At 43.7% G+C, this 11,426-nt stretch carries 15 protein-coding genes; 4 read left to right on the forward strand and 11 right to left on the reverse strand.

Annotated elements, in window-relative coordinates; translation table 11 throughout:
* Window positions 1-385 precede the first annotated feature (385 nt).
* Window positions 386-787, forward strand: coding sequence for a hypothetical protein (locus C1I38_RS04580; protein WP_119776120.1), 402 nt, complete (start codon window positions 386-388; stop codon window positions 785-787).
* A 15-nt stretch (window positions 788-802) separates the two neighbouring features.
* Here the strand turns inward: C1I38_RS04580 and C1I38_RS04585 are convergent, their stop codons facing one another.
* From C1I38_RS04585 to C1I38_RS04605, 5 genes are all read right to left on the reverse strand, one after another.
* Entirely contained in the window at window positions 803-1,231 is a 429-nt protein-coding gene (locus C1I38_RS04585) for a methyltransferase domain-containing protein (protein ID WP_119776119.1), read from the reverse strand.
* Between the two features lie 16 nt (window positions 1,232-1,247).
* On the reverse strand, window positions 1,248-2,162 hold the full coding sequence (locus tag C1I38_RS04590; protein WP_119776117.1) for a helix-turn-helix domain-containing protein: 915 nt from the start codon (window positions 2,160-2,162) through the stop codon (window positions 1,248-1,250).
* A gap of 78 nt (window positions 2,163-2,240) precedes the next feature.
* Window positions 2,241-3,176 carry a DUF1848 domain-containing protein gene (locus C1I38_RS04595; RefSeq protein WP_119776115.1) on the reverse strand — a complete coding sequence of 312 codons (936 nt, stop codon included), beginning with the start codon at window positions 3,174-3,176 and terminating at the stop codon, window positions 2,241-2,243.
* Window positions 3,173-4,987, reverse strand: a complete 1,815-nt coding sequence (locus tag C1I38_RS04600) for a hypothetical protein (RefSeq protein WP_243103718.1) — start codon at window positions 4,985-4,987, stop codon at window positions 3,173-3,175. Before C1I38_RS04600 ends, C1I38_RS04595 begins: the two co-directional genes overlap by 4 nt.
* 140 nt (window positions 4,988-5,127) lie before the next feature.
* Entirely contained in the window at window positions 5,128-5,799 is a 672-nt protein-coding gene (locus tag C1I38_RS04605; RefSeq protein WP_119776112.1) for an AAA family ATPase, read from the reverse strand.
* Between the two features lie 172 nt (window positions 5,800-5,971).
* On the opposite strand from C1I38_RS04605, the gene C1I38_RS04610 reads away from it, so the two are divergent.
* Complete coding sequence (locus tag C1I38_RS04610) at window positions 5,972-6,286, forward strand: demethoxyubiquinone hydroxylase family protein (RefSeq protein WP_119776110.1); 315 nt, start codon at window positions 5,972-5,974, stop codon at window positions 6,284-6,286.
* A gap of 71 nt (window positions 6,287-6,357) precedes the next feature.
* On the opposite strand, the gene C1I38_RS13995 is transcribed toward C1I38_RS04610, so the two are convergent.
* Both C1I38_RS13995 and C1I38_RS04615 read right to left on the reverse strand, forming a co-directional pair.
* On the reverse strand, window positions 6,358-6,525 hold the full coding sequence (locus C1I38_RS13995; RefSeq protein ID WP_165904907.1) for a hypothetical protein: 168 nt from the start codon (window positions 6,523-6,525) through the stop codon (window positions 6,358-6,360).
* 232 nt (window positions 6,526-6,757) lie between these two features.
* Window positions 6,758-7,627 (reverse strand): SDR family oxidoreductase, encoded by an 870-nt coding sequence (locus tag C1I38_RS04615; protein ID WP_119776109.1) that lies wholly within the window; start codon window positions 7,625-7,627, stop codon window positions 6,758-6,760.
* Between the two features lie 285 nt (window positions 7,628-7,912).
* On the opposite strand from C1I38_RS04615, the gene C1I38_RS04620 reads away from it, so the two are divergent.
* Both C1I38_RS04620 and C1I38_RS04625 read left to right on the forward strand, forming a co-directional pair.
* Complete coding sequence (locus C1I38_RS04620; protein WP_020491544.1) at window positions 7,913-8,137, forward strand: hypothetical protein; 225 nt, start codon at window positions 7,913-7,915, stop codon at window positions 8,135-8,137.
* Window positions 8,138-8,269: 132 nt separating this feature from the next.
* Window positions 8,270-9,175 carry an EFR1 family ferrodoxin gene (locus tag C1I38_RS04625; protein WP_119776107.1) on the forward strand — a complete coding sequence of 302 codons (906 nt, stop codon included), beginning with the start codon at window positions 8,270-8,272 and terminating at the stop codon, window positions 9,173-9,175.
* A gap of 120 nt (window positions 9,176-9,295) precedes the next feature.
* On the opposite strand, the gene C1I38_RS04630 is transcribed toward C1I38_RS04625, so the two are convergent.
* The 4 genes from C1I38_RS04630 to C1I38_RS04645 form a co-directional block, all read right to left on the reverse strand.
* Window positions 9,296-9,967, reverse strand: coding sequence for a GyrI-like domain-containing protein (locus C1I38_RS04630; protein ID WP_119776105.1), 672 nt, complete (start codon window positions 9,965-9,967; stop codon window positions 9,296-9,298).
* Window positions 9,968-9,998: 31 nt separating this feature from the next.
* Window positions 9,999-10,424, reverse strand: a complete 426-nt coding sequence (locus C1I38_RS04635) for a GNAT family N-acetyltransferase (RefSeq protein ID WP_119776104.1) — start codon at window positions 10,422-10,424, stop codon at window positions 9,999-10,001.
* A 251-nt stretch (window positions 10,425-10,675) separates the two neighbouring features.
* The gene (locus C1I38_RS04640) at window positions 10,676-10,915 is read right to left on the reverse strand and encodes a hypothetical protein (protein WP_119776102.1); all 240 of its coding nucleotides are present in this window, start codon (window positions 10,913-10,915) and stop codon (window positions 10,676-10,678) included.
* A 1-nt stretch (window position 10,916) separates the two neighbouring features.
* Complete coding sequence (locus C1I38_RS04645; RefSeq protein WP_020491540.1) at window positions 10,917-11,240, reverse strand: heavy metal-binding domain-containing protein; 324 nt, start codon at window positions 11,238-11,240, stop codon at window positions 10,917-10,919.
* Between the last annotated feature and the right edge of the window lie 186 nt (window positions 11,241-11,426).

Genomic DNA, 11,426 nt, shown 5'->3' on the forward strand with positions numbered 1-11,426 from the left:
AACTAATTTCATTATTTCCTTAAGTTTACCATAATTATGTTGATATTTAAATTGGTAGACCAACTCTCCCAATTCGCTCCTTGTCGTATCAAATAGTACCCATCATGATGAACTGCAGATTATCTCTGGGGTGGCCTTGACATGCGCTTAAGGTATAACGGTCTAGAATTTGATTCTCGGTATGTCCGCTTCCTTAAGATTGTCCCCCCAGGTCCAGAAATGGGCCTCCCCATTGACTACCCGGAAAAGAATAAAGGTCGGACTGTCTGGGGTATCAAAACCAAGGGCCTTGAGAAAAGGTAGATGTGCGTTATACGCTGAGTTGGTACGGGCCGCAATTTAAGGATGGAAAATATGTCTTTTTCGCGGGTTTGACACTCATGGTATGATAATTTACAAAATAACCGGGCTGGAAAAGGGTAAAACCACAGACGGTAAAGATAAATGGAAAGCTCATATCAAAGGGTATTATTTCCAAGAACTCGATAGTGATCCTGCAGAGGAAGGATATTCGGAAAACGGTAAGGCTGTTTGGGCGGAGTTGAGATGCTTGACAATCTGGTGCCTGATCCCGGTAAAATTCTTAAAGCAGACACCGAATGGATCATTGAGTTTATGGTCAACAACCCGACGGAAGACCTTTATTTTACTTACCTGTCCTGCAGCCGCGATTCCACTGACGCACAAGCGCAGCCGCAGAAGCCGCAGGCAGAATTATTGGTGTTCAACCACTATCCCAGCGGTTATGATTTTATTAAAAATATCGCCGAACGGCGGGGAAAAGTAGAAATTACCGCTGGTGCTATATGCCTGATATGGACGGGTATGAGTCATTTTTTGAGATCTTACCGCCTTTTTTCAGGATTCTTTTAACTTCTTTTAGAAAGCTTGCTTTATCTTCTATTTCATGAAGAACCGTGACCATCAGGGCAATGTCAATTACATTGTCGTGGAGGGGTAAATGGTCATCTTTGACTTTCATGAGCTCGACATTGCTGATGCTTTCAGTTTCTATTTTCCCCCGGATAATTGCCAGCATTTCCTCATTAATATCAAGCGCATAAACTTTGTTTTTGGTGATTCTGGCAGCCGGCAAAGTAAAAATTCCGGTACCGGCTCCGATATCGCACACAAAGTAGCCTTCCTCCAACCCGATTTTTTGCAAGGTTTCAAACGGTTTTAACTCGTCCAGTCTTGCGGGATTTTCAAATTTTAACTGTTTGCTGTTCATAAAATACCTGTGAAACCTATTTTTTCAATTCTCTGACTGGCCTGGCCTCGATATACCCTCTGTAGCCCATGGGCGCCAGCTGGAATCGCGGGCCGTCCTCGTCCGCCCACTGAAAACCATAGATTTCCGGATTGTAACTTTTCATGACTTCCCATAATTCTTCGATCGCCTCGCCAAATTTCGAATCATCAAAAGGCTGACCCTGAAAAACCATCATCTTGCACGGCGACAGGTTCATGCTCTCGTAACCATCCGGAATTTCCCCCGTATAATCCGCCGGAACCTCAACCCCTTGGGCATAAAGCGACGTATCCGGCCGGCGTAAATTGTCCGGCAGCCACATCCCAATGGGTTCATAGATGGCTTCTTTAATTGCGGAGAGCTGTTCCCAGACAGCGCACCCTACTTCTTCGCAGTATTCAAAATAATGGGTCGCTTTTAAGCCGCTTTTGAAGATCAGTTTCCGAGCGGAACGTTCCACCACTTGTACAAAGACCGTGTTTGACTGAGAATGATCAGACATATTACTCTCTCCTTTTTGTTTCGTCAGGTAATAATCACGGACATAGCCAGGTATGAAAAGTTTAAGAGATGTCGTTTCTTTGTTTTGGCTGTACGTTTTCGGCGTAATTCCGAATTCTTTGGAAAAGGCCCGGGTGAATCCTTCATGGGAATCAAAGACGAAGTCGAAAGCAACATCAATGATTTTCCGTTCCCTGTCCTTCAGTGTAACAGCTGCCTGGGATAACCTCAAAGCCCGGATGTATTCAAACGGTGCTTTTCCGATCAGATCCTTAAACATTCTAGCTGAATGCCAAGGTGAATACCCCGCCGCCCGGGCCAGAGAATGCAGAGTAATGGGTTCGGTCAAATGTTCATCGATATACTCCTGCATCCGCTGTACTGCCTTAATTTTTTCCCAGTTTTCCATGTTCTCACCTGCCAGTTCAAAGGATAACAAAAATGCTTATTTTTTTCTTGACTTCTTTTGCGATTGTGAAGCACCGCCCTAAAACAATTCAAACTGACAATTGCGGTACGATTTAAGATCACGGGTCTTTACCGCATCATTTTCACCGACACTGCCAAACAGCAATGGGGATTCCGGATGATGCGCAGCATCATTTTTCTGAACAGCGTTCAGGCTGAAATTCGCATAGCAGTACAGGCATCCGTTTTTACAGGTATTATAAGCCCCGATGTCAACGCTTGTAACACAACCGCATTGCGGCCGCTGGTTTTTGTCTTTTTCAACGTTCAGATGATATCCGCCTAAACGTTTAAAGCGCTCTTTATCAATACAATGGGCCTGACGGATGCCAAATTTTCCGCAGTCAATATCCTCTGCACAGGTATCCATATCCATTCCGAACTGTTTTGCGGTCTCTGCGAACCGCTGCATTAATTCTATTTTCTGATCGGATGTCGGTTGAATGATATTGCATGTCCGAAGGTTCCGCTCCGTCTTTTGGTAAAAATTCAAAAAACTGACCGTGCATTTTTCCGTATAACCGGCGAGCTTTGCTGCAAGCGACTTAAAAAACGTAAGATGATACGCCGTTGTATAATCCGCATTGAACAGAATCGGGTCGTACCGCCAAATCACCTTGTCCTTGCCAATTCTTTCAGACAGTTTTTGAAATGTTGGAATCACGATATCATTTTTTGACGGTACGTTTGGTTCAATATCTTTTCCGTAGGGATTAAGGGTGAACTGAAAATAATAGGTGTAGGCTCTCAGCTCGTCCAACCGTTCAAGCATCGGCGCCGGGTTTTTCGTCCAGAAAACGATACCGTCAACGACATCCGGCGAAAGGTTAATTTTACTGATTAGGTGAATATTCATCGGGTTACGGACAAGAACAGACTTTTCCTTTAGGCGATGGTAAAACCACTTTGCATAAAATGCCGGGATATCTGTTCGCCTGCTTACACTTATGATCATTGTCGGTTTTCCTTTGAGGAGGAAGTAACGCAAATCCCTTTTTCCGCCGGATTGAATTGATACCAGAAAACGATCCGCCCGTCGCCCAAGACTCCCAGGATATGGGGATCTGTCGCCGTGACGGAAACAATCTGCTGTTCGGGCTTCAGGGTCTCCAGCCTGATCCGGTTCAAAAAATGTATGGCGTTGACACTGTCCGTACCCGTCTGTTTACTGGTGACAAACACAGCAAAATCCTGCCCGAGATAACTTTGGTAATCCGATCGGATGTAGCCGGTATCCCCCGGTTGGGCAAGCTTTATTTCCGTTACTTTTCCGGTATGAAAGTCAAGGTACAGGGTTCGATAGCCATCCGCCTGTTGGGAATCCCCAGCACTTGCGTCATGCCCATACTCATTAACGAACAAAAGCCCGGTATCAAAATGGATGCTGCCGGTGGTCGGGGATCCTTCGGTAACAATATCAACTGTTGTGTTTGTCCCTTTATCCAGATCGCAGAACGTAAAACCCCGCGTACATTCATAACCGGTCAGCGTGGTGATGACTTTCCGGTCATCGTCGACGAATCTGGGGGAAAAGTGATAAGAAGGGGTAACGGGCGCGCCTCGGGACGGCTCGGATGGATTAGGCTTAGTAGTTTTCGCGAGGAGTCTTTCCTTTCCATCTCCGAGTGTGACAAGTTTGACGCCTATTTCATCCGTGTAGACAATCCGCTTCAAGTCGGCTGATAGATCATAACCGCCGAAATATATGTCCGGCATGCCGTCCTGATCATATTTTACTTCCCGATTGATTTTGGCTGTAATCGTGGCGGGCAAGGGGATCTCCCGAAGCAATTCCAAATCACGGCTATAAAGCATCACTTTATCGTTGAAGCGAACGAACCATTTACCGCCTGTGTATTTAACATCCGTATTTGCAATGCTGCCGCTTAGCTTTACGCTCTTCTCAATCTTCATCTCGTCAGGGTCAAGCACCATCAGTGCAGAGCTTTGATCCTTATTATACGGGGTATAGGCAAGGAGCATTTTTCCTTCGGTCTCTCCAACCATCGTCAATTCTTGCAAATCGCCGGTAAAACCTTCGATCTCCTGAAACTCTTTAACGTTGCCGGTCAATGCTACCTGATGATTATTGATATACTCTCTGCGGCCGTCAACAAAGTAGAGGCTGCCGTCGGCGCGTGTTTTTAACGTAAAGGTCTGCCTGCTGTCAACGAAGTGGTTTGTGGAACTATAATTGTGTTCCAGCGTGACGGTGAGGGTACCGTCACGGTTCCTGACTGCTTTATCCAGTTCAATACCCCAGCCATTCACTTCAGCATAACCGGGTTTGGGTTTCTGCAAATTCTCCGGGAAGGTGAAGACTTGTTTTTCCGGTTTATAATCATGATCCGGTATTTTGCTCACATCCAGGGTCGTTAGGTTAAAGTAGCGGTCGGCATACTTCAGCGCGTCAGTCAGCGGAAAGAGAAGGAGCATGCTCTCCTTGCTCTCTGTCTTGAGATTCGCCGTGCCGTTTTCTTCCTGATATTTTAGCCAGCAAAATTGAGCCACGGCATCCGGGTCAATTTCCTGGGCGGAATGAAACTCCCAGGTATTGCCGATGGTATAAATCGCATCATAAATATATTCCTGCCAGAGCTTCTCCAACTCCGCCGGATCGGTAATCTCCGTGCCTTGCGTTTGGTTGCCGGTGAACATGTTATTGGCGGTGGTCTTGCCCTGAGACTTTTGAGCGCAGGATGACATAACAGGAAGCATCACCAGAATTAATCCGAGACAAAACAATTTATTAATCTGTTTTTTCAACGTGTGCCTCCCCCAACTCATCCTAATTTTATTAATCCATACATTAATGTTTAATATTTCTATACCTAGGTTTCTATTCCTTTTTATAAAGTTGAAATTCAATCTAATCAGAAGAAAAGAAATCCCGAAAAACTGACTGTTTATTCTAATAAAATATCCAGCATTTTTTTCGTGTTATTTAAGAAAGAACGCGTGATTTGATAGTGCTCCGTCTCTTCATAGCGTACCTGCTCAAATCCGTCACGAATCTGATAGATCAAGGCACCCGGGTAGGCCATGATGATCGGGGAATGCGTGGCAATGATAAACTGAGACCCTTCGTTGATCAATTCATGCATCCTAGTCAGCATCGACATTTGCCGTGAAGGGGATAAAACCGCAAAAAACGACTCGCCATGCGACTGTTCATGCAGTGACCTTCCGCCATAAACCCCTTCCAACATTAAATCTTCAACATTGGAGGCAAAATTATAAAAGCTCTCTGCTCTGAAGAAGAAACCATCTTTGGGTCTTTTAGCCCCTTTAATAATTTTAATATATTGATTCAAGTCTGAATGCGTCGCTCTGGAAGTGAAATTAAAATTTTTTGTTCCGCCTTCCGCATTAAAACCAAATGCAACCGCGATTGATTCTAAAATCGTTGATTTCCCTGAACCATTTTCACCTACTATGAACGTTACTTTGGGGTGAAAAGACAACCTGTCTAAGTTCTTGATGGCAGGTAAATCAAAGGGGTATTCCGCAAAGGAGGGGACACGCTCCCTGTCTAATTCAATATCGCGTATATATTGGTTTAGGCCGCTGGATTCCATTATTCTGCCTCCTTACATGGATTTCATAGAGCATGATGATTCCTCCATATAATATAATTGAAGTCAACCGTAATCTTTGCTGCTGCAATCGTTACCAATAAATACCTGATTACTGCTTTCATAAACAGGCAGACTATAAGATAAACTCATTTCATAGAAAGGATATGATCTTATGGCCTTACTTGGAAACCCCTTTGTAGCGAATGTCCCTAAGCAGATGTCCAATGAGGAGTTGGCTCAGGCCCTTCGGGTTGATATTGCAGGGGAGTACGAAGCAATTATCGGCTATGAATCTCATGCTATGGCAACCAATGATGAGAGAGCAAAAAAGATTCTCCATCATATTGCTGATGAAGAAAGACAACACGTCGGAGAATTAGAACAGTTGCTAGCCATCATTAGTCCAAAGGACTCGGCGTCCATGGAAAAGGGAAGACAAGCCGTACAACAGCAGCAATCTCAAAATTTCCAGGCCCCTATGCAATAAGGGATTGATAATAAAATTGAGTGTCTTAGGATGACTTTATCGTCTATCTGACTAAAAGAAAAAGACTTTAATTATAAAGCCTTTAGTTCTGTTATGTCTTCCGTATTTTTTACTGTTACTTGAATTATCGTATCTAGCTTTCGATGAATTTCCTTGTTGTCTCTTTTTAACGCTGTTATGTCAGACTCAATGCGTTCTAATGAATTGAGTTTCTCTAGGATAATGTCAAGTTTATCCATTTGACCATCTCCCTTGTTATGTAGTATAGCACAAGCAAAGGATAAAATAAAAGATAGTTAAATATATTTAAAATTAAGCAAAACGGTAAAAGCGCCAAAGACAAGCTCACCGCTATCAATGGTTGCCATAACTCCACAAAGAAACAGACGATCTCTATGGCCAAAAAGACGGTGAAAAAACGCTTGATCTTACTGTTTTGCAAAGCGAACAGGCCTATAGACCTCGCTTCTTCTAATTATTGATGATCGTCCCACCGTTGATATGCAGGATTTGCCCTGACATATAGGCGGAATCCGTACTGGCCAGAAAAAGGTAGGCAGGAGCAAGCTCCACTGGCTGGCCGGCACGCTGCATCGGGTTGGTGCTGCCGAACGTATGAACTTCCTCAGCGCTGAAAGAAGCGGGAATAAGCGGAGTCCAGATCGGGCCGGGGGCCACGCCGTTGACCCTAATACCCTGTTTGGCTAAAGATTCGGACAGGGACCGCGTAAAAGATACGACTGCACCTTTCGAAGAGGCGTAATCTATTAAACGGACTTCCCCTTGATAGGCGGTAATCGAAGCGGTATTGATAATCGCAGCGCCTTTTTGGAGATGAGGCAGTGCGGCGCGGGCCAAATAAAACATGGCGAAGATGTTTGTCCTGAATGTCCTCTCCAGCTGTTCGGCAGTGATATCCAGAACGGAGTTCTGGGGATGCTGCTCCCCGGCATTATTGACCAGAATATCCAGATGACCAAAAGCTTGGATCGTTTCCCGGACGGCTTGATTGCAGAACATCTCGTCGCCGACATCCCCTGCGATCAACAGGCAGCGACGGCCGAGCTGTTCTATTCTTTCCTTGGTCATTTCAGCATCCTGATGTTCATTGAAATAGATAATCGCCAGGTCGGCGCCCTCTTTGGCATAGAGAATCGCAACGGCTCTGCCGATCCCGCTGTCCCCTCCGCTAATCAGGGCAACTTTCCCCCGGAGTTTGCCTCCCGGCTGATAGTTGGGATCTTCAAAGGCAGGACTCGGGTTCATCAATGCTTCCAGTCCGGGCTGGAAATCCTGATGTTGAGCAGGGAAAGTCGGCTGCGGAATGATTGCTTCTGTCATGATGGTTCTCCTTTTGTTTTTTCTTCATTTTCTCCCAAAAAAGCTGTATTCATTCCGCGGACAACCCTTCATCATCAGCGCATGTACCTAAATCGCTGTGTGTGACCTTCGCCAAATCTGCTTTGCTGCCTTTCAAAACGGCATAGCAGCGGAATTTAAGTATCATTCTTTATGAATCTATCGATTCCTTTTGGGAACGATGTTAATTGTCTATATATGGTAGAGATATGTCTTGTAGAATTATTTACCTGATGATATGATAGGTCATGAAAGGAGGATACACGAATGGATAACTCGGATATCATTCTGGAAAAGCTAAACTCCATGGAAAAGGCGATACGTACAGAAATGAAACTGCTGAATGACAAACAAGATGGACTTGCTAAGAAACAGGATGAACTTGCTGAAAAACAAGAAATGACCTGGCAAGCTATCAAAGAAATGAGAGATGAATTGACTAACAACAGTTTAAAGATAAAGATCATTGATAACAAGGTAAAGGCTTTATAGCCTTTTGTTTTTTTATATGATTTATGATTTTCTTCAGATTGTAACAATGGAATCTTTCATCCGTCCTTTATTATCTACGTAGGGACTATACGGAGAAGGTTCTAAAAGATATGATGGACAGGGGATGCATTGATGACAGCATCAATTTATTACTTTTCCGGTACCGGAAATTCAATGTATATTGCCAGAAAACTAGCCAAGCTGACCCATGCGGATTTGCTTTCAATAAAAGATGCTGTCAACGAAGATGAAATAGTTCTCGCGGCAGACTTCGTGGGCATTGTATTTCCTGTATACAATCACCGTGTGCCTTATATTGTAAAGCGGTTCGTTGATAGGCTTTCAAATCTGAATTCAAAGTACGTTTTTGCCATATGCACCTATGGTGACAGTCCCTGCATCGCGCTTGAATATCTTTCGAAGCTATTCTCCGCTAGAGGCGGAAAGCTATCCTGCGGATTCGGTGTTAAAATGCCTTACAACTATATCGCTCCGTTACCGGGTATTAACGGCCTCTTTCAACCTTTTGTCTTGCGGGAGCTGCCCGACGAACAGCAACGGAAAATGCTTTCTGAGGCCGATCAAAAACTTCAAACTATCTATGACGCCATATGTGCTCAGAAAAGTGGCTACATAGAGATTGAGTATCGAAGGCTTGAACAGTTTGTTGATTTCTTCAATTTGAGAGAACTTCTTCAGAAGCCGGTCTGGCTGAAAATCAGCGGATATAGCGGTAAGTGTGATTTGTCATACATGGAAAGTGTTCAATTGATGGATGCTGGCTTCCACTATGACGAGCAGTGTGTTCGGTGCGGTACATGCGCAAAAATATGCCCTGTTGGCAATGTAAAAATGTCAGTCAATGGGCCGGTATGGTTACATCAATGTGAACAATGCTTTGCCTGCCTTCAATGGTGTCCTAAAGCTGCTATACAATTTAGAAGCGGAACAGCAGGCAGAAAGCGGTATCATCATCCGGAGGTTTCACTGGCAGATATGTTGTCATATCCAATGAAGGAAAAATTTGAAGACGAATGAAAAATGCCTGCCTCATTCTTCATAAAATCCTATTGCATCCATTGATACTGATCATTTTCTTGGTAGGATTCCTGCCTGCTTTCGCAGAAGAGACATTCGCTAATCAAATGAAGAAATGTTTTACCCTTGCTCCGCCTTTTTAACCGGATGTCTCACGACTGTCTTAAGCTTTTCGGGTGCCGTCTTCCGCGGATCTCCCAAATAAATCTCATGATGATGCCGGATCTGACCGGAAGGTAAGTGGTCGGATATGGCATTGGTGTATCCATTCTGCGCTAAGAACCGCTCCATTTGCGCAACCGTAGCGGGTTCACTGTCATAGGAACCGATGTGCAGCATTTGCACGCACAGTCCTTCCGTGAACCGCTCCAAGCGGGCTTTTGCCGGATCAAGTCTGGGCTTTTTCTTCTTTAGCTCGGTAACCGCCCAGGCGAAAACATCTTTCGTGACAAATTCAGGCTGACGAATCATCGAGGTCCATTGGAATTTTGATTTATCCATGTTATTTATGCCGTTAAAGTCTCCGTCTTTAAACCACCACAACCCTTCCAGAGGCGGCACGACATATTCAAAATATCCTGCCGGTTGTTTTCCGCTCTTTTTGCTCATTTTAATGGTATAACTCAGCCCATAAAGTATTTCCACGGCCTCCTGGTATTCTTCCGAATAATTGGGATCTCCCGCTCCGTCCACCATGATAAAATCCATGGCCGGAACATCAATCAGGGCAGGCTTTTGTTTGGGTAGATACAAATCCTTATATTCTTTTTTGTAATCGAATTGATCAGCCATGTCTGACCCTCCTGTTTAATAGGTATCACAATTACCTTCGCGGTCTTTCATTGCGTATTTGCATCCACTGTTCAGGTATGGATATTTTTTTAAAGCCCAACTTACCATAAAACGCATGTGCATCTTTTGTCGTCAGTAACCACTGGTAGACATCTTCCAATTCTTTATGTGAAAGGATATATCCAATCATCTTCTGGCCGATTCCATTTTTTCTAAAATTCTCGTCTACATACACATCCATGATGTAAGCAAATCTAGTCTTATCGGAAACGACTCTTGCATAGCCGATCTGATTCTGTTCATGATCAAAGGCGCCAACGACCAACGCTGAATTCTGTGCGCCTTTCTTCACTTCGTCTATTCCAATCCCCGGACTCCAAAATGATTTAGCTAGCATTTCAGTAACTTTCCAGAAATTCATGTTAGCGAATCCATCTTTTATCCCGATATCTTCCACTATGTTCTCCTTTTTTTCAAAACTTTCTTACCTGATGCAAATTCTATTCTTTTCTTTTTTCTGGAAATTGGTATTGATAAATTCCATATCGCAACCTCCAAATTTTTCTTGGGTGATTATTATTCTCCATAACTCTCTCCATTCCTTTTTTGGAACTGACTGCCAAGACATTACAAAGCTCATCTATTTCGCAGCTGGTTTTCGGTTACCCGGCAAACAAAAAAACCAGCGCAGGCTGGTTAAGGTAGGTATCATTGTTTTTCTTTAACTTCTTTGTAAAATCTATTGCCGGTTTCCGGTTCATAATAGACTTTAAGTTTTTTACCGTTAACTGGGTCGATAAAAACCTCATCCGTAGGCATATATCCTTTTGGTATATCGTTTCCCTGGTTTTTTCGATATCGTTTATCCCAAATAAACCATGAACAAAAGGCAATAATAAGAAATATCCCCACTTCGAGTAATATATAGATTTCAGCCGTTATTCTCATCTTAAGCTTCTTTCTCCGCCACAACCGCGGTTCCAAAGGCTACAATCTCACTCATGGTCTGTCCAATTTCACTGGAATCAAACCTCATCATCACCACAGCGTTTGCTCCCATCGCCTGGGCATTCTTGACCATACGGTCTATCGCCTGTTTACGGGTATCTTCAAGCAGGGCGGTATATTCATGGATTTCCCCGCCGATAAGACTGCGCAGCCCAGCTATGATATTCCCGCCCAATCCCCGGCTGCGAACAACGAGGCCGAACACCTGGCCTTTAACATCGGTTACTTTGTAACCTTTAATATTTTCGGTCGTAACGATTAACATGCCTGTCACTCCCTTTTTATTTTTATTTTACAGATCTTTTAGCCAGCTTACAATTATTTTTGCAATTTTTGACTCAATCCATTCAATGAATAAACCAGACAGTAAATAAATTCATTTGCATTATAAGGCAATCCTGTAAAATTTTGATTATTTTTGAAAAATGATGGAGGAAAATGCAGTTCAATA

The sequence above is a fragment of the Dehalobacter sp. 12DCB1 genome, from assembly GCF_004343605.1.
GTDB lineage: Bacteria > Bacillota > Desulfitobacteriia > Desulfitobacteriales > Syntrophobotulaceae > Dehalobacter.

What these genes read in the sequence shown, in the direction of transcription:
- C1I38_RS04580 (WP_119776120.1), top strand. Translation starts at nt 386, where the DNA reads ATGATAATTTACAAAATAACCGGGCTGGAAAAGGGTAAAACCACAGAC.
- C1I38_RS04585 (WP_119776119.1), bottom strand. Translation starts at nt 1,231, where the DNA reads ATGAACAGCAAACAGTTAAAATTTGAAAATCCCGCAAGACTGGACGAG.
- C1I38_RS04590 (WP_119776117.1), bottom strand. Translation starts at nt 2,162, where the DNA reads ATGGAAAACTGGGAAAAAATTAAGGCAGTACAGCGGATGCAGGAGTAT.
- C1I38_RS04595 (WP_119776115.1), bottom strand. Translation starts at nt 3,176, where the DNA reads ATGATCATAAGTGTAAGCAGGCGAACAGATATCCCGGCATTTTATGCA.
- C1I38_RS04605 (WP_119776112.1), bottom strand. Translation starts at nt 5,799, where the DNA reads ATGGAATCCAGCGGCCTAAACCAATATATACGCGATATTGAATTAGAC.
- C1I38_RS04610 (WP_119776110.1), top strand. Translation starts at nt 5,972, where the DNA reads ATGGCCTTACTTGGAAACCCCTTTGTAGCGAATGTCCCTAAGCAGATG.
- C1I38_RS13995 (WP_165904907.1), bottom strand. Translation starts at nt 6,525, where the DNA reads ATGGATAAACTTGACATTATCCTAGAGAAACTCAATTCATTAGAACGC.
- C1I38_RS04615 (WP_119776109.1), bottom strand. Translation starts at nt 7,627, where the DNA reads ATGACAGAAGCAATCATTCCGCAGCCGACTTTCCCTGCTCAACATCAG.
- C1I38_RS04620 (WP_020491544.1), top strand. Translation starts at nt 7,913, where the DNA reads ATGGATAACTCGGATATCATTCTGGAAAAGCTAAACTCCATGGAAAAG.
- C1I38_RS04625 (WP_119776107.1), top strand. Translation starts at nt 8,270, where the DNA reads ATGACAGCATCAATTTATTACTTTTCCGGTACCGGAAATTCAATGTAT.
- C1I38_RS04630 (WP_119776105.1), bottom strand. Translation starts at nt 9,967, where the DNA reads ATGGCTGATCAATTCGATTACAAAAAAGAATATAAGGATTTGTATCTA.
- C1I38_RS04640 (WP_119776102.1), bottom strand. Translation starts at nt 10,915, where the DNA reads ATGAGAATAACGGCTGAAATCTATATATTACTCGAAGTGGGGATATTT.
- C1I38_RS04645 (WP_020491540.1), bottom strand. Translation starts at nt 11,240, where the DNA reads ATGTTAATCGTTACGACCGAAAATATTAAAGGTTACAAAGTAACCGAT.